Annotated in this window: 17 protein-coding genes; 10 read left to right on the forward strand and 7 right to left on the reverse strand. The window is 59.0% G+C overall.

Going from position 1 to position 17,492, the window contains the following annotated elements:
* The first annotated feature begins 40 nt into the window (after nt 1–40).
* On the forward strand, nt 41–337 hold the full coding sequence (locus tag EYC79_RS18575; RefSeq protein ID WP_130979014.1) for a type II toxin-antitoxin system HigB family toxin: 297 nt from the start codon (nt 41–43) through the stop codon (nt 335–337).
* Nucleotides 337–732 (forward strand): helix-turn-helix domain-containing protein, encoded by a 396-nt coding sequence (locus EYC79_RS18580; RefSeq protein WP_130979015.1) that lies wholly within the window; start codon nt 337–339, stop codon nt 730–732. The genes EYC79_RS18575 and EYC79_RS18580 overlap by 1 nt, the downstream gene beginning before the upstream one ends.
* Nucleotides 733–822: 90 nt before the next feature.
* Here EYC79_RS18580 and EYC79_RS18585 read toward each other — a convergent pair whose 3' ends face one another.
* From EYC79_RS18585 to EYC79_RS18615, 7 genes are all read right to left on the reverse strand, one after another.
* Nucleotides 823–1,533: a ParA family protein gene (locus tag EYC79_RS18585; protein WP_130979017.1), complete on the reverse strand. Its 711-nt coding sequence runs from the start codon at nt 1,531–1,533 to the stop codon at nt 823–825.
* A 152-nt stretch (nt 1,534–1,685) separates the two neighbouring features.
* Nucleotides 1,686–2,162 carry a VOC family protein gene (locus EYC79_RS18590; protein WP_130979019.1) on the reverse strand — a complete coding sequence of 159 codons (477 nt, stop codon included), beginning with the start codon at nt 2,160–2,162 and terminating at the stop codon, nt 1,686–1,688.
* A gap of 132 nt (nt 2,163–2,294) precedes the next feature.
* Nucleotides 2,295–3,440, reverse strand: a complete 1,146-nt coding sequence (locus EYC79_RS18595) for an iron-containing alcohol dehydrogenase (protein WP_130979021.1) — start codon at nt 3,438–3,440, stop codon at nt 2,295–2,297.
* Complete coding sequence (locus tag EYC79_RS18600) at nt 3,437–4,825, reverse strand: aldehyde dehydrogenase family protein (protein WP_130979022.1); 1,389 nt, start codon at nt 4,823–4,825, stop codon at nt 3,437–3,439. Before EYC79_RS18600 ends, EYC79_RS18595 begins: the two co-directional genes overlap by 4 nt.
* Before the next feature lie 17 nt (nt 4,826–4,842).
* Complete coding sequence (locus EYC79_RS18605; protein WP_062426482.1) at nt 4,843–6,210, reverse strand: glutamine synthetase family protein; 1,368 nt, start codon at nt 6,208–6,210, stop codon at nt 4,843–4,845.
* Between the two features lie 72 nt (nt 6,211–6,282).
* On the reverse strand, nt 6,283–7,797 hold the full coding sequence (locus tag EYC79_RS18610) for an amino acid permease (protein ID WP_130979023.1): 1,515 nt from the start codon (nt 7,795–7,797) through the stop codon (nt 6,283–6,285).
* Nucleotides 7,798–7,992: 195 nt separating this feature from the next.
* Nucleotides 7,993–8,766: an N-formylglutamate amidohydrolase gene (locus EYC79_RS18615; RefSeq protein ID WP_130979025.1), complete on the reverse strand. Its 774-nt coding sequence runs from the start codon at nt 8,764–8,766 to the stop codon at nt 7,993–7,995.
* 177 nt (nt 8,767–8,943) lie between these two features.
* Between EYC79_RS18615 and EYC79_RS18620 the strand changes: the two genes are divergently transcribed.
* The 8 genes from EYC79_RS18620 (at nt 8,944) to EYC79_RS18655 (ending at nt 17,492) form a co-directional block, all read left to right on the forward strand.
* The gene (locus tag EYC79_RS18620) at nt 8,944–9,825 is read left to right on the forward strand and encodes a MurR/RpiR family transcriptional regulator (RefSeq protein WP_062426480.1); all 882 of its coding nucleotides are present in this window, start codon (nt 8,944–8,946) and stop codon (nt 9,823–9,825) included.
* A 227-nt stretch (nt 9,826–10,052) separates the two neighbouring features.
* Nucleotides 10,053–11,159 carry an ABC transporter substrate-binding protein gene (locus EYC79_RS18625; protein ID WP_062440462.1) on the forward strand — a complete coding sequence of 369 codons (1,107 nt, stop codon included), beginning with the start codon at nt 10,053–10,055 and terminating at the stop codon, nt 11,157–11,159.
* A 96-nt stretch (nt 11,160–11,255) separates the two neighbouring features.
* Nucleotides 11,256–12,146 (forward strand): ABC transporter permease, encoded by an 891-nt coding sequence (locus EYC79_RS18630; protein WP_112360248.1) that lies wholly within the window; start codon nt 11,256–11,258, stop codon nt 12,144–12,146.
* Nucleotides 12,143–12,925, forward strand: a complete 783-nt coding sequence (locus tag EYC79_RS18635; protein WP_062426477.1) for an ABC transporter permease — start codon at nt 12,143–12,145, stop codon at nt 12,923–12,925. Before EYC79_RS18630 ends, EYC79_RS18635 begins: the two co-directional genes overlap by 4 nt.
* Before the next feature lie 9 nt (nt 12,926–12,934).
* On the forward strand, nt 12,935–13,993 hold the full coding sequence (locus tag EYC79_RS18640) for an ABC transporter ATP-binding protein (RefSeq protein WP_111846888.1): 1,059 nt from the start codon (nt 12,935–12,937) through the stop codon (nt 13,991–13,993).
* 56 nt (nt 13,994–14,049) lie between these two features.
* On the forward strand, nt 14,050–15,093 hold the full coding sequence (locus EYC79_RS18645) for a zinc-dependent alcohol dehydrogenase family protein (protein ID WP_130979026.1): 1,044 nt from the start codon (nt 14,050–14,052) through the stop codon (nt 15,091–15,093).
* 5 nt (nt 15,094–15,098) lie between these two features.
* A complete protein-coding gene (locus tag EYC79_RS18650; protein WP_130979028.1) occupies nt 15,099–15,959 on the forward strand; it encodes a PP2C family serine/threonine-protein phosphatase in 861 nt (286 codons plus the stop codon).
* Between the two features lie 198 nt (nt 15,960–16,157).
* Nucleotides 16,158–17,492 carry an MFS transporter gene (locus EYC79_RS18655; RefSeq protein WP_062440447.1) on the forward strand — a complete coding sequence of 445 codons (1,335 nt, stop codon included), beginning with the start codon at nt 16,158–16,160 and terminating at the stop codon, nt 17,490–17,492.

Below are 17,492 nucleotides of genomic sequence, written 5' to 3' on the forward strand. Positions count from 1 at the left end.
TTTCTTGCCTGAGCATGCCCTTTGTGTTACGTGGTGATGTATGCAGATCATCGCCAAATCAACGTTAAAGGCTTTCTGGGAGCACCACTCTCAAGCTGAGACTTCGCTGAGGACGTGGCATGCAATTGTCAGCAAAGCGGATTGGACGGGCCCCTCGGACGTAAAGGCCACATTTGGCGCTACGGTTGATTTTGTTTCGGACAACAGGATCATATTCGACATCGCGGGAAACAAATATCGACTGATCGTGCATGTTGCTTATGCGTATAAACGGGTGCTGATAAAATTCATCGGCACCCACAACCAATATGACAAGATCAACCCGGAGACAGTGTAATGGATAACATTCGCGCCATCAGGAACAATGATGACCTCGCATGGGCCATTGCCGAGGTCTCACCCTACTTCGATAATCCGCCGGAACGGGGAACGCCTGAAGGGGAACGCTTCGATATTCTAGCGGCTCTCATAGAAGCCTATGAAGATAAGCACTACCCGATCGATGCGCCTGAACCGGTGGAGTTAATAAGGTCGCATATGGAGATGACCGGCCGAACACAGTCGGATCTCGGCGCGCTTTTCGGCTCCCGCTCTCGCGCATCTGAAGTGCTGAACAAGAAGCGCGCCTTGACCGTAGACATGATCTATAAGCTTCATAAGGAATGGGGCATTCCCGCAGATTGTTTGGTGAAGCCCTATCATCTCGCGACCCAGCAAAGGGACGTTGCGTAAGTCAGAGCACCCCGTTGTCGTGGAAGCGATCATAACAGGGGCACGGCAAACCAGGACGGTGAGCGCCCTGGCTTGCATCGCAGTTGCCGATCATGCAGCCCTGCGGCCGAACCTGAAATCCCGGCCAGAACGAACGACACGTGCCGGGAGAAGAGCCAGCAGCTCGGCCGCGAAGAGCCGCACATTCTCCAGCGCCTTGTCGACATTGCTGACCTTTTGACAGTCGAGCGCGGCAATCGTGCCGCCGTGGTCGAAGATATCGCGGAAGGCGGCACGCTCTGCGATGGGTGTATTGAGCACACGCACGTTGCGGCTTTCGAGCAGCGTCTTCACCTGAAGCAGCGCACGCGTGCTGACCATGGCGTTGACGCGCGTCAGCACGACAGAATGATCGATCTTGCGGCCCATCTTCAAGTCGAGAAATGCCAGATGGTCAAGCACTTCCGCTGCCCCACGGGCGTCCATGGCCGAACCCTGCACAGGGATCAAGACGTGGTCGGAAATGCCGAGCGCCATCGTCAAGAGCGGGCTTTTGGTGCCAGGCAGATCGATGATGAAACAATCGGTATTGGACCGGTTCTCACGGATATGGCCTTCCAGCGAGGCCATCGTCACGTTTGATATGACACTGAGATTGTTGATCGAGCCAGAGATTTCAAACCAGTGCGAAATCCAAAGCTGCGGGTCCGCATCGAGAACCGTGACGCGGTGGCCTGTGCGGGCCAGTTCGGTTGCAAGCAAAAGAACCGCAGTGGTCTTGCCGGCCCCACCCTTTGTGTTGGCGAATGTGATGACTGTCATGGTGACCCCGAGATGTCAGAGCCTTTGTAATGCGATGCTCTGGAATGCACCGAAGCATGGTGCTTGATAGAGTGTTAACCAATATGGTTAACAAATTGAAAACACCTCTGAAGCAGCACGACGTCATCCCGGGTCGATACCAGTGACAAGGGTCAGTCGCCGCGCCGGGCAGCCTCGATCGTCGCCACATCGATTTTCTTCATCGTCATCATCGCCGCGAAGGCACGCTTGGCCTCCCCTCCGCCTGCAGCCAACGCTTCGAGCAGCGTGCGCGGCGTGATCTGCCAGGAAATGCCCCACCGATCCTTGCACCAGCCGCACTCGCTTTCCTGCCCGCCATTGCCGACGATGGCGTTCCAGTAGCGGTCGGTCTCTTCCTGATCGTCGGTTGCGATCTGGAAGGAAAACGCTTCGCTGTGCTTGAAGGTCGGGCCGCCATTCAGTCCGATGCAGGGGATGCCTGCGACGGTGAATGCCACCACCAGAATGTCACCCTGGCTGCCACTTGGATAATCGCCGGGCGCACGCGTAACCGCGCCAACCGAACTGTCCGGAAAGGTCTCGGCATAGAACCGTGCCGCAGCCTCGGCGTCTTTGTCGTACCACATGCAGATCGTATTCTTGCTCATGATCCTTCCTCCCGTGGAAGACAGGATCATAGCGCGTTTATCAGAACGTGGCGATATTGAAGGGCGGAGCCTGCACTTTGGTACCGGCAGGAAATGGACAAGGCGGGACGCGTGACGTCCCGCCTGCATCGATCAGAAACAAGCCTCGAACAAGGCCTTGGTATTTTCCAGCGTCATCTCAACCGGGTTGCCACCGCAGCTCGGATCCTTGATCGCCTCAGCTGTCAGCTCGTCGATACGATCCGGCTTGATGCCCATGGCCGTGAGGCTCTCAGGCACGCCAAGTTCCTTGCGAAGCTCCAGCACGTAATCGTAGAAGCCGTCGAACCCGCCCTCAATGCCGAGATAGGCCGCCGCACGCGCGATCTTGTCTTCGATCGCCGGGCGATTGAAGCGCAGCACGGCAGGCATCACCACAGCATTCGTCATGCCGTGATGGGTATTGTAGACGGCACCGATCGGATGCGACAGCGAATGGATCGCGCCGAGACCCTTCTGGAAGGAGACCGCACCCATGGCGGCTGCCGCCATCATGTTGGTGCGCGCTTCGATATCCGTGCCGTCCTTGTAAGCCCGAGGCAGGAACTCCTTGATCAGCCGCATGCCTTCCAGGGCAATACCCTGGCTCATCGGGTGATAGAAGGGCGAGGAATAGGCTTCCAGGCAATGGGCGAACGCATCCATGCCGGTGCCTGCGGTTATGACCTTCGGCATGCCGACGGTCAGTTCCGGGTCGCAGATGACGACGCCCGGCAGGAATTTTGGATGGAAGATGATCTTCTTCACATGGGTCTTGGAGTTGGTAATGACGCTGGCGCGTCCCACTTCAGAACCCGTTCCAGCCGTCGTCGGCACCGCTACAATCGGTGCGATCCCATCGGAATTGGCGCGCGTCCACCAGTCGCCAACATCCTCAAAGTCCCAAACCGGTCGCGTCTGCCCCGCCATGAAGGCGACAGCCTTGCCGAGATCAAGGCCCGACCCGCCGCCGAAGGCCACGACACCATCATGACCGCCATCCTTGAAGGCCTTCACACCCGCCTCGAGGTTGATCTCGTTCGGATTCGGATCGACGTCTGAGAAGATCGCGCGGCCAAGTCCGGCCTCGTCAAGAATATCCAGCGCATGGCCGGTGATCGCCATCCCAGCAAGACCGCGATCCGTGACCAGAAGCGGCTTCTTGATACCGAGCGTCTTGCAGGCATCCGCCAGTTCCTTGATGCGGCCACGCCCGAGCTTGATGGGGGTCGGATAGCTCCAGTTTGCGACGATGTTCATTTCGTGACTTTCTTCAGATGGTATGATTTTGGACGTGTCAGGTTCTGGAAGCCGATGACGGAGAGCGAACCGCCGCGTCCGGTTTCCTTGACGCCTGTCCAGCAGAGTGCGGGATCGAGATAATCCGCACGGTTCATGAAGACGGTGCCCGTTTCGATCTCGCGACCGATGCGCCCTGCCCGTTCGGCATCCTGGGTCCAGAGCGAGGCGGTCAGGCCGTATTTGCTGTCATTCATCAGCCGGATGGCTTCCTCGTCACTCTTCACCTTCATGATGCCGACCGCTGGGCCAAAGGTCTCTTCCGTCATGAACTCAATGGAGTGATCGACATCGATCAGAACCTGCGGCGCGACATAGGCGCTCTCGCCGTCATCAGCGGCGAAGAGCTTCGGATCGACCAGCGCCTTGGCGCCCTTCGCAATCGCGTCGGCCACTTGCTGGCGCACCACCTTGGCGAAACGCTTGTTGGCCATCGGCCCAAGTGTCGTTTCCTGTTCCAGCGGGTTGCCAAGCTTGTAGTTGGACACCCAGGCAACCGACTTTTCGACAAAGGCATCGTAGAGCGCTTCGTTGACATAGATACGCTCGATGCCGCAGCAGCACTGACCGGAATTATAGGTCGCACCATCCATCAGCGTATCAACGGCAACATCGAGATCGGCATCTTCCATCACATAGCCTGGGTCCTTGCCGCCAAGCTCAAGTCCAAGACCGGTGAAAGTGCCAGCCGCTGCACGCTCGATGGCGCGTCCGCCTTCCACCGATCCGGTGAAATTGACGAAGTTGAACAGCCCTTCTGAGATCAGTGCAGACGTCGTCTGGTGATCGAGGAAGACATTGACGAACACATCATCGGGAACACCCGCCTCGACAAAGGCGCGCACCATGCGCTCGCCGACGAGAAGCGTCTGCGCCGCATGTTTGATGACGACGGTGTTGCCGGCCATCAGCGCGGGTGCAACCGTGTTGATCGCGGTCATATAGGGGTAGTTCCAAGGCGCGATGACGAAGACCACGCCATGCGCTTCGCGCTCGATGCGGCGTTCGAAATTGCCGCTCTCCTCGATCACGAGCGGCGCCAGTGCGTCTGCGGCAATCGAGGCGACGTAATTCGAGCGTTCGTTGAAGCCCTTGAACTCCCCACCATAGCGAACCGGGCGGCCCATCATGTGAGCCAGTTCCGGTACCACCTCATCCACCATTTCGTTGAGGCGCGCCACGCCCTTCAAAACCAGTTGAACGCGTTCTTCCAAAGGGCGGCGTGCCCACGCTTTTTGCGCAGCCCGCGCCTTCAACACGGCGCCGCGCGCCGCATCCAGCGACATCGCCTCCCGTTCGGCATAGACCGAGCCGTCGATCGGCGAGATATTCTGGATCATGACCATGATATGTTCCTAGCCTGTTATGCTCTTTCGAAACCGCGCGCGACTTCCCAGTCGGTCACGCGGCGATCATATTCTTCCTGTTCCCACTTTGCGGCACGCACATAGTGGTCGATCACGTCGTCCCCGAAGGCCCCGCGCAGCATGGCGGAACCGTTCAGGTGATCCGTGGCGTCGCGAAGCGTTTTCGGGATCTCCCGAACTTCCTTGCCGCCATAGGCGTCGCCGACGAATTGCGGCTCAAGTTCCATCTTCTTCTCGATGCCGTCAATGCCGGCCGCAAGCAGTGCTGCCATGGCAAGATGCGGATTGAGATCGGAGCCACCCACACGGCACTCGATGCGGATGCCCTTGGTGCCATCGCCACACAGACGATAGCCGGCCGTACGGTTGTCCATGCTCCAGACTGCCTTGGTCGGCGCGAATGTGCCGGCCATGTAACGCTTGTAGGAGTTGATATACGGCGCAAGGAAATAGGTGATCTCGCTGGCATGCGCCAGAAGCCCCGCCACATAATGCTTCATCATCTCAGACATGCCGTGATCAGCATCCTTATCGAAGAACTTCGATGTCTTGCCATCCAGGCTCCAGAGAGACTGGTGAATGTGCGAGGAGCTGCCAGCGGCGCTATAGTTCCACTTGGCAAGGAAAGTCACGGACTTGCCCTTGGACCAGGCGATCTCCTTGGTGGCATTTTTGATGATGGCATGGCGGTCGGCCATGGTCAGTGCGTCGGCATAACGCACGTTGATTTCTTCCTGCCCGGCGGACGCTTCGCCCTTGGTGTTTTCCACCGGAATGCCGGCCCCTTGCAGGCCGTTGCGGATGGCGCGCATCACCTCCTCTTCCTTGGTGGTCTGGAAGATGTGGTAATCCTCATTATAGGCGCTCGCCGGATTGAGGTTGCGATAGCCGCTGGCGCGTACCGACTCGAAGCTCTGGTCGAAGAGAAAGAACTCAAGCTCGCTTGCCATATAGGCTTTGAGCCCCATGGCCTCGAGCCGGGCCACCTGGCTTTTCAGCATCGCACGCGGCGAATGCGGCACTTCGGCGTGGGTGTGATGATCATAGGCATCGCAGATAACGAGCGCTGTTCCTTCCAGCCAAGGCACCCGACGCAGCGTCGCCATGTCCGGCTTCAGCGTGTAGTCACCGTAGCCCTTCTCCCAGCTCGTGGCTCTATAGCCAGGAACCGTCTCCATCTCCATGTCGGTGGCGAGCAGATAGTTGCAGCAATGCGTTTCATCATACGCACTCTCGACAAAGAACTGCCCCTGGAACCGCTTACCCATCAGGCGACCCTGCATATCCACGAGGCACGCCAGAACCGTGTCGATGCGCCCTTCGGCGACATCCTTCTTCAACTCGTCGAATGTGTAGGTCGTCATGATCTCGTTGTTCCCTATGTTGGTTTTTGTCAAAGGGCGGCCCTAACAGCGCCGCCCTTCTCTTTTTGATCGTCAGGCTTTCGCGGCAGACGCTTTGAGTGCGGCTTGCTTGTGCTCCATCGCAAACTCCTCCTCCGGCGAGAGGATAAGGCGATGGCGACCGATGATGGCGAAATAGGCGATCGCCACGGCAAACCAGATCGCCACCCACAACACGCCCTTGGTGAAGTTCGGGTCCTGCACCTGATAAAGCAGTGTCACGACGGCGATGATGATGGTCAGCACTGCACCTGGCACGCCAAGCGGCGAACGGAATGGCCGTTCGATATGCGGCAGGTTTTTGCGCAGCAGAATGAAGGAGATCGCCTGCATGATGTAGGAGAACATCGCGCCGAACACGGCCATGTTCAGCAACACGCTGCCGATGATGCTGCCGCCCTGCTCCGCACCGAGTGCGAACCAGATGATCATCATGACGCCCAAGCCGACGATCGCACCCGTCAGCATGGCGACATGCGGTGTCTTGAACTTGGAGTGAGTGATGGACAACGCCGTGGGGAAATAGCCAGCGCGAGAGAGCGAATAGATCTGCCGCCCCTGTGCATAAAGGATGGTGTGGAAGCTGGCGATGAGGCCGGTCAAAGCCACGAGACCCAGCAACACCACGCCGCTATCGCCATAGACCGCCTTGAAGCCATCCAGGAGCGGCTCCAGTGCCGAACTGAGGTGGAATGCGCCGACGCCGGGAAGCGATGGATTGAGCAGCACGATCATGAAGGCGGACACCATCAACGTGATGATGCCGAGAATGATGCCCTTCGGCATGTCGCGCTTGGGATCGACCGACTCTTCGGCTGCGAGCGGCAACTGTTCGATCGCAAGGAACAGCCAGACGGCAAATGGAAGTGTCGCCAGAACGCCGGAAATGCCGAACGGGAAGAAGGAGCCATTGCCCTCCGGCAGTTCGACCGCCTTGCCATCCGGCCCGACACCGATATTCAGCGCCCAGCGGGAGAAATCGATGTTGGGAATGGCGCTGATCCAGAAGAACACCAGAACGCCGAGCGAAATCAGCGTGATAACCAATGTCACCTTGAAGGACAGCTCAAGCCCGAAGACGTTGAGCGCCAGGAAGATGATGTAGAACAACACCCACAGAAGCGGCGAATAGGCCGGATCGAGCCCGAGAATGGAATTCACATAGGCCGTGATGAAGGTGACGATGACGGCCGGGGTCAGAACATATTCGACATTTTCGCAAAGCCCGGTAATGAAGCCGCCCCAAGGCCCCATCGCAGTCCGCGCAAAAGAGTAAGCCGCACCGGTGTGCGGCAACGCCGGGCTCATTTCCGCAATGGAAAAGGTCAGGCCCAGATACATGATGGCGATGATGATACCCGCCACGAGCATGCCGCCCCAGCCGCCGATGGCAAAGCCGAAATTCCAGCCGGAAAAATGTCCGGAAATGACAGCGCCGACGCCGAGCGCCCACAGCGACCAGACGCCCGCATAACGCGATAGTCCACGCTTTTCGAAATAGGATGCGTCTGCCTTTTTATAGCTGACGCCGGATGATGAACTGTCCATGCCTTGTCTCTCCTGATCAAGAAAAAAGCAGGCAGTCAGCCGGATTGGCCGATTTTGCCCCAGTTCGGCTGGCGGGACCTTCCCACCGGCCGCATGCATCTGCTGTTCCCTATCCCGTCTGGCGCGCGCCATTTTTGGCGTTCTGGACCACACGGCACATTATCCTTCGGCAGGGTAACCTGCCGACATGCAAGTCTAGTCTCCTATGCTGGCAAGCGCTCTTTCGAGGCTTTCACCCAAATAGTCGGCAGCGGCACGCTGTCCCGCCTCGTCTGCGATGAGATCGTTGCGAACTTCGATCATCACATTCAACAGACCTTCCGGCAGCGCGTGCAGACGAAGCGTGTGGGTTACGCCGTCCTCCGGCCCGTAGGGCTCATTGCGCTCAACCTTGAAAGAGGCCGCTTCCCGGTCGGCGAGCATCGCATCGGCCAGACGCGAGTCCCTGTCGTGCAGGATCCCGATTTCCACCTCGCGCACCCGCCCGTGATAGACCGGCGTAAAACTGTGAATGGTCACGATGACACTCTCAATGCCGAGGATCTTCCGCTTTTCGACGAGGCTGGACACGGCTTCATGAAACGGAACGTAGAGGGCGGCAGTCCGGAGAAACCGTTCGGCCTCATCCAGATCGGCATTGCCCGGAATGTTATAGATCTCGCTTGCGACCGGCATGGCGGAGGCCGATTCCGGCGGACGATTGCAGTCATAGATCAGTCGCGAAAACCGCTGGAAAACGAGCGCTGCATCGAGCTTCTCGGAAAGAAGACGCGCCACCGCGAGCGCGCCAGGGTCCCAGGCAATGTGGCTCGACAAGACATCCTCGGCAAGACCGAGATCGCCATAACGGGCGGGAAGCGTTTTCGAGGCGTGCTCGCAGACGAGCAGCACCCGGCTTTTCCCCGTTTCGTTTTCCACCGCGACTGCGTCACCTTCGTCGGCGTGGAAAAATTGCGAACGAACCGTCATGGTCGTACCCCATCTGGTTTTGCCGTTCCCCAACGACGCGAAGAGAATTCTTCACATATGCCAAAGTGTCAAATGGATTTTTGAAATTTTCTCTTCATTTTTCCGATTGACTCCGGCGTAACTGCGTATCTTAATCCTGCGCAAAACCCGGTGACAAAACCGGAAAAGGGGAAGAATTTGAGCAACACGTCGTCTGCGACGGTGTCGGAGGTCATCCAGACCCACTATGAGGGTTTGACGCGCGCCGAAAGGCAGCTCGCGGAGAGTCTGCTCGCGAATTACCCCGTGTCCGGCCTCGGCAGCATCACAACTGTCGCGGAAAATGCTGGCGTCTCCACCCCGACGGTTGCTCGCATGGTGCAGAAACTCGGCTACAAGGGTTACCCTGAATTTCAGGCAAGCCTTCATCAGGAGCTGGAAGCCACCATTTCCAACCCGATTGCCAAGCATGACAGATGGGCGAGCAACGCGCCTGGCTTGCATATCCTCAACCGCTTCGCAGCTGCCATCACCAACAATCTGCGCGACACGCTAAGCGATCTGGATACGGCCGATTTCGACAATGCTGCTGCACTTCTCTCGGACAGAAAGCGCGGCATCTATTTCGTCGGCGGGCGCATCACCGGTGCGATTGCGGAATATTTCTTCACCCATATGCAGGTCATTCGCCCGAAGACGGCGTTGATGTCATCCAACTCCAGCTCATGGCCGCAATATATGCTGAACATGAGCGCCGGCGACGTGTTGGTGATCTTCGACATCCGTCGCTACGAGCAGGACATGGTGACGCTGGCCCAGGTGGCGCATGACAACGATGTCAGCATTCTTCTGTTCACCGACCAGTGGACATCGCCTGTCTCCCGCTTTGCCAAACACACCTTCCGGGTGAAGATCGAAGCGCCGTCCGCATGGGACAGCTCGGTCGTCACCCTCTTCGTCGTCGAAGCGTTGATCGAGGCGGTGCAGAGCAATGGATGGGACGAAACCCGCCAGCGCATGAACGCGCTTGAAGGCCTTTTCGAGCAGACACGCCTGTTCAGAAAACCCGATCGAGGGTGACAAGCCGGACGATCGAAACCGACTAGAAGGACAAAAGGGAGAAGACGCAAGCAGAACGACAAATGTCGCACACACCGCAACATGACAAAAAAGTGACGTAATGATGGCAGGGAGGCCCAAACGGGGCTAGCGTGACCGCGATGAGCACCCTTACAACCGTCACATAACGTTCATGCAAGCCACGTACAGCGTCCGCCGACGCATGAGACACGAAGAGGAGAACTAAAGTGATCTCGCACAGCCGCCGACTGCTTTCGCTTACCACCGCAATCGTGCTTGCCACCACGGCAATCGCCACGGCAGCACCAAGCGAAGAACTCATCGCAGCTGCCAAGAAAGAAGGCATGCTGACGACCATCGCCCTGCCGCACGACTGGTGTGGATACGGCGACGTCATCGCGTCTTTCAAGGCTAAGTACCCGGAAATTCAGGTGAACGAGCTGAACCCAGACGCGGGCTCGGCCGACGAAATCGAAGCCATCAAGGCCAACAAGGACAACAAGGGCCCGCAGGCGCCTGACGTGATCGACGTTGGTCTGGCCTTCGGTCCGCAGGCAAAGAAGGAAGGCCTTCTGCAGCCTTACAAGGTCTCCACCTGGGACGAAATTCCAGACAACGTCAAGGATGCCGAAGGCTACTGGTACGGCGACTATTACGGCGTCATGTCCTTCTTCGTGAACAAGGACCTCGTCAGCAATTCGCCGAAGGACTGGTCTGATCTTCTGAAGCCGGAATATGCCGGCCAGGTCGCGCTTGCTGGCGACCCACGCGCCTCCAACCAGGCGATCCTCGGCGTTCTCGCCGCTGGCCTCTCCACGGGCGCCAAGGACGGCAAGGAAGCTGGCGAAGCCGGTCTGAAGTACTTCGCCGACCTCAACAAGGCTGGCAACTTCGTTCCCGTCATCGGCAAGGCCGGTACGCTGGCACAGGGTGCGACACCAATCGTGATCGCCTGGGACTACAACGCTCTCGGTTGGGCAAAGACGCTGAACGGCAACCCGCCGACCGAAGTCGTCGTTCCTGAAAAGGGTGTTCTGGCTGGCGTTTACGTGCAGGGCATCTCCGCCTATGCACCGCATCCGAATGCTGCGAAGCTGTGGATGGAGCACCTCTATTCCGACGACGGTCAGCTCGGCTGGCTGAAGGGCTTCTGCCATCCGATCCGCTTCAACGCGCTTGCCAAGGCCAACAAGATCCCGAAGGACCTTCTCGACGCCCTGCCTCCTCCGGCAGCCTATGAAAAGGCCACCTTCCCGACGCTGGAAGATGTCGATGCCAACAAGGCAGCGGTTACCGGCGGCTGGGACAAGGTTGTCGGCGCGAACGTCAAGTAAGACGTAAAGACCAATGGCCGCCCCGGCATGAAAACTCCGGGGCGGCCTGCTGCACATAAAGAACGAGACCGCGATGATCGCGGCATTGGGGACAGCATGTCATCAGCAGATACTGGCACAGCACTGCCGGTGAAACGGCGCTATCGGCCGAAGCTCGAATGGCTCGGCATTTTGCCTTTCGCCATTTTTGTCCTGCTTTTCCTGATCATGCCGACGATGAAGATCGTCATCGGCGCGTTTCAGAGCCCGGACGGCAGCTTCACCTTTGACAACATCATCGGGCTCTTCACGCCCTCCATTCTCGCGGCCTACTGGATATCGATCAAGATCAGCGTTGCCTCCGCAGCGCTTGGCTGTCTGATTGGTTTTGCCGTGGCCTCCGCCGTCGTGCTGGGCGGCTTGCCGCAGAAAATCCGCGCGCCGCTTTTGACCTTTTCCGGTGTTGCCTCGCAATTTGCAGGCGTGCCGCTCGCCTTCGCTTTCATCGCCACACTCGGCCCGGTCGGCCTGGTCACGCTGTTTCTCAAGACACAGCTCGGCATAGACCTGCGCGTGATGGGCTTCAATATTCTGTCCTTCTGGGGCCTGACGATTACCTATCTGTTCTTTCAGATCCCGCTGATGATCCTCATCATCACGCCGGCGCTCGACGGTCTCAAGCGCGAGTGGCGTGAGGCGGCCGAAATTCTCGGCGCCAGCGGCTGGCAATATTGGCGCATGGTGGCGTTTCCCATCCTGCTGCCATCGATCCTCGGCACCTTCTCGCTTCTCTTCGCCAACGCCTTCGGCGCCGTCGCAACCGCGATTGCGCTCACCGGCTCCTCGCTCAACATCGTTCCGATCCTGCTCTTCGCCCAGATCCGCGGTGACGTTCTCGGCAACCCCAATCTTGGCTATGCGCTGGCCTTCGGCATGATCGTCGTCACCTGTATCGCCAACACGCTGTACATCTGGATGCGCACGCGCAGTGAGAGGTGGTTGAAATGAAGCGGATTTTTGCCTGGGGCGCCCTCCTTTTCGGCATCCTGTATTTCGCCCTGCCGCTGATCGGCATGACCAACTTCTCGCTGAAGATGCGGCGCGGTGTCTACTCCTTCGATGCCTATGCCGTGGTCTTAAGCGATCCGCGCTTTCAGGAGACCTTCACCTACTCGGTCATCATGGCGCTCGTCACCATCGTCTTCGGTGTGCTGCTGGTGGTGCCAACCGCCTATTGGGTACGGCTGAAACTGCCGACGCTGCGCCCCGTGATCGAATTCATCACGCTGTTGCCACTCGTCATCCCCGCCATCGTCATCGTCTTCGGCTATATCCGCCTTTACAACACCTCGAGCTGGCTGCCTCTGACGGGTACGACCTCCGGTACCAACCTGCTGTTGATGTTCGGTTACACGACGCTTGCGCTGCCTTATATGTACCGCGCCGTCGATACGGGTCTGCGTACCATCGATATCGGCACGCTGACCGAAGCAGCCCAGAGCCTCGGCGCTGGCTGGACCACCATTCTTGCGCGGATCATTTTGCCGAACGTGCTGGTGGCTGTTCTTTCTGGCGCCTTCCTGACCTTTGCCATCGTCATCGGCGAGTTCACCATGGCAGCGCTTTTGAACCGACCGGCCTTCGGCCCCTATATGCAGCTTCTCGGCGCAAACAGAGCCTACGAGCCCGCTGCCCTTGCCGTCATCTCCTTCGGCATCACCTGGGGTTGCCTCGGTCTCATCCAACTCGTCTCCCGCTACCAGAAGGGCGCGCCTCCCAAGGCCTGAGGATTTTACATGAGCTTTTTGACACTCACGCACATTAAGAAGTCCTTTGGTCCGGTGCAGGTCGTACATGACTTCAACATGGCCATCGAGAAGGGCGAATTCGTTTCCTTCCTCGGCCCATCCGGTTGCGGCAAGACGACGGTCCTGCGCATGATCGCGGGCTTCGAGACGCCAAGCGATGGCGCCATCGTCATCAATGGCAAGGACCAGACGACACTTCGACCCAATCAGCGCAATATCGGTATGGTGTTCCAGGCATATGCGCTGTTTCCCAACATGAATGTCCGCGAAAACGTCGCCTTCGGCCTCAAGGTCGCGGGCAAGCCAAGGTCGGAAATCGATGCGCGCGTCAAGGAAATGCTGGCGCTCATCCATCTTGAACATCTGGCAGACCGTTATCCCTTCCAGATGTCCGGCGGCCAGCAGCAGCGCGTTGCGCTGGCCCGCGCGCTGGCGCCAAAGCCGGAAGTCCTGCTTCTCGATGAACCGCTTTCCGCCCTCGACGCCAAGATCCGCGTGTCGCTTCGCGAGGAAATCCGTCAGATCCAGCGCAAACTCGGCATCACCACCATCTTCGTCACCCATGACCAGGAAGAAGCCCTGTCGATTTCCGACCGCATCGTGGTGATGAATGCCGGACGCGCCGACCAGATCGGCTCGCCCTTCGAGATCTACAACAACCCCGCCACCCGCTTCGTCGCCTCCTTCGTCGGCACGCTGAACCTGATCGATGCCACCGTTGTCGATGCAACGACGAGCACGATTCTGATCGGCGATCAGAAAGTATCGCTGCAAAAACCGCTTGCAAAAGCCAATGGCGAAAAGGTCACCGTTGCGCTTCGTCCGGAAGCAGGATCGCTTGCAGAAAGCGCCAAGGGCGATGTCGCCATTTCCGGCGTCGTTACCTCAAGCCACTTCCTCGGCTCGGTCATCCGAACCCGTATCGATGTCGGCGGCAGCGTGCTTTCCTTCGACATGTTCAACGATCCCGGCACGGCGCCACCTGCCATTGGCGAGCGGATCACGCTGCACTTTGCATCAGAAGATTTGATGATTGTAGCAGAGTAGCGCACTGTTTCGGGGCCGAAAAACCGGGTAACTCCGGGCCAGATCAGGAGGCACCTATGCGCGCATTATTCTACGAACGGTTTGGCGAAGCTCCGAAAATTGCGAGCCTGCCGGACCCTGAACCCACGCCGGGCGGCGTGGTGATTTCAGTCAAGGCAACCGGTCTGTGCCGCAGCGACTGGCACGGCTGGATGGGGCATGACAGCGACATCAACCTGCCCCATGTGCCGGGTCACGAATTCGCAGGCGTGATTTCCGCCGTTGGCAAGAATGTGATGCGCTTCAAGGTCGGTGACCGCGTCACCGTTCCCTTCGTCTCCGGCTGCGGTCACTGCCAGGAGTGCCGCTCTGGCAACCAGCAGGTCTGCGAAACGCAGTTTCAGCCGGGCTTTACCCATTGGGGCTCCTTCGCCGAATATGTCACAATCGACTATGCCGATCAGAATCTCGTCCATATGCCGGATGAGATGAGCTTTGATACCGCGGCAAGCCTCGGCTGCCGTTTTGCCACCTCCTTCCGCGCCGTTGTCGATCAGGGTCGCCTGAAGGGTGGCGAGTGGCTCGCGGTTCACGGCTGCGGCGGTGTTGGCCTTTCCGCCATCATGATTGGCGCCGGTCTCGGCGCGCAGATCGTCGCGATCGATATTGCCGACGACAAGCTGGCGTTGGCCAAGGAACTCGGCGCCACCGTCACCATCAACAGCCGCAATGTTGCCGATGTGACCGAAGCGGTGCGCGATGCGACCGGCGGCGGCGCGCATGTCTCCGTCGATGCGCTCGGACACCCGCAAACCTGCTGCAACTCCATCAGCAACCTGCGACGCCGTGGTCGCCACGTCCAGGTGGGCCTGATGCTCGCCGATCATTCCATGCCGCAGATCCCGATGGCACGCGTCATTGCCCACGAGCTCGAAATCTATGGCAGTCACGGCATGCAGGCCTGGCGCTATGACGATATGCTGGCGATGATCCGCACCGGCAAGCTTTCGCCGCAAAAGCTTATCGGCAAACATATTTCGCTGACCGATGCCGTCACGGCGCTCCCCGCCATGGACAGCTTCAAGGATAGCGGCATCAGCATCATCAACCGCTTCGAGTGATACCCATGCAGATTGACGTCATCGACAGCATCAGCGATCCCGGCAAGCCAGAGCGCGCCAACGAAGATCGTCTGGCGTGGAATGCCTCCAGCGCATTCGTCGTCGATGGCGCAACCGGCCTCGGCGACCAGCAGTTCATGACGGGTTTCGGCTCCGATGCCGCATGGATTGCCGAGTTCGCGGCCAAGCGCCTGATGAGCGAGGTTACGCCTGAGGCTGATTTCGCAGACATCATTCGCCGCATCTCGCAAGATGCCAGGATCAGCTTCGAGGCCTTGGCCGGCGATCAGCCGCGCTACGCCTGGCCGGTCGCGGCACTCGCAGGCTTGCGCGTCACACCAAACGGACTGCAATTCGCAGGCCTCGGCGATAGCGTCGCCTATATTCTTCACGATGATGGCCGCGAGGAAAGTCTGATGGCGCTACACGACGCCTTCGAGCGAGAGCAGGCCGCCGCCCGCGCCCATGTCGCGCGTCTGGGTGGCATTGGTGCTGCGGGCATGGCAACCAGCGATCCAAAGACGCTCGCCGACCTTCGGCGAAACCGCGAAAGACAGAACACGGCAGACGGCACCGTCTGGTCCTTGAGCCTCGTTCCCGAAACGGCTGACCACATTGCCACCGCGACGATCGACATCGCCGGCGGCGCTACGGCCATTATCTGCTCCGATGGTCTGGCCGATCTTGTCAGCCTTTACGGGCAATACACGCCGGGCTCCCTCATCCGCCGCGCCGTCACCGCAGGTTTGCCGAGCTTGATCAAGGAGCTTCGCCAATTGGAGCGGGAGATCGATCCAGAAGGGCTGAAATATCCGCGCCTTAAACAATCGGACGATACCACCGCCATCCTGTGCAGGATCAACTGAAGCATCGTCCGCGCAAAGGTGTGCAGCGGTTTTGCGATAACGACATGCGGTGAAAGGACCAACTCAAGCGCAAGGAGCGAATCTGGACGATTACGACGCGCGTTAAAAGAGCCTGTGACATCTGCCGACAAAAGACTTGAATTAGCGGCGGCTATACCGCATGGCACAGGGAACGATCTCTGAAAGAAGAAACCGCTCATGTCTCCCACCACGACCCCGGTTCCCGCCCGCGCGCTGAATGCGCAGGATTACAGAACGCTTGGCCTCTCCGCCCTCGGCGGCGCGCTGGAATTCTACGACTTCATCATCTTCGTCTTCTTCGCGACCGTGATCGGCCACCTCTTCTTTCCGCCGGACATGCCAGACTGGCTGGTGATGATCCAGACCTTCGGCATCTTCGCTGCTGGCTATCTTGTCCGTCCCATCGGCGGCATCATTCTGGCGCATTATGGCGACCGTTATGGCCGCAAGCGCGTCTTCGCCTTCTCGATCCTGCTGATGGCGCTTTCCACGCTCGGCATGGCGCTGATGCCGACCTATGCGACGATCGGCGTTGCAGCCCCGATCCTGCTCATCGTGCTGCGCATGCTCCAGGGTGCGGCCATCGGCGGCGAGGTTCCCGGCGCCTGGACCTTCGTGTCTGAACACGTTCCCTTCCGCTATGTCGGCCTTGCCTGTGGTCTGCTGACCTCCGGCCTCTCCTTTGGCATCATGCTCGGCTCGCTCATCGCCTTTGCCATCAACACCATTTTCACGCCGGAAGACGTGTCTGGCTATGCCTGGCGTATCCCCTTCCTCATTGGCGGTATCTTCGGCCTGATCGCCGTCTATCTGCGCCGCTGGCTGGAAGAAACGCCGATCTTCACGCAGATGAAGAACTCCAAATCGCTCTCGGACAAGCTGCCGCTCAGCCTCGTCCTGAAGAACCATATGCGCGGTGTCGTGGTCTCGGCGCTGCTCACCTGGGTGCTGTCCGCGGCCATCGTCGTCACGACGCTGATGACGGCAACATTCCTGCAGAAGCTTTACGGCTACACGCCGACGCAAGCACTGGCAGGCACGAGCTTCGGCACACTGTTCCTGATCTTCGGTGTGATCATCGCCGGCGCGCTGATCGACCGTATCGGCAGTGGCATCTTCTTCATGGGTGCCAGCATCTTCTTCGGCGTCGCCACCTTCACCTTTTACAGCTATGCCGGAACGTCGCTCACCACCATGTTTGCGCTTTATGCGGTGATGGGTCTCTCCGTCGGCATGGCGGGTGCGGTTCCCTATGTAATGGTCCGCGCCTTCCCGGCATCGGTCCGCTTCTCAGGCCTCTCCTTCGCCTATAACGTCTCCTACGCCGTCTTCGGCGGCTTGACGCCAATTGCGGTCAGCTCAGCGCTTGCGATCAACCCCATGGCGCATGCCTGGTACCTGGTCTTCATCGCAGTGCTTGCCTTCTTCATCGGGCTTTATCTTCACCTTCGCGGCAGCGCCGTGGAAAGCCATGTAGGGGTGGAAGAACTGGCGACGCTTAAGGCACGCTAA

Source organism: Agrobacterium cavarae, from assembly GCF_004310285.1.
Classification (GTDB): domain Bacteria; phylum Pseudomonadota; class Alphaproteobacteria; order Rhizobiales; family Rhizobiaceae; genus Agrobacterium; species Agrobacterium cavarae.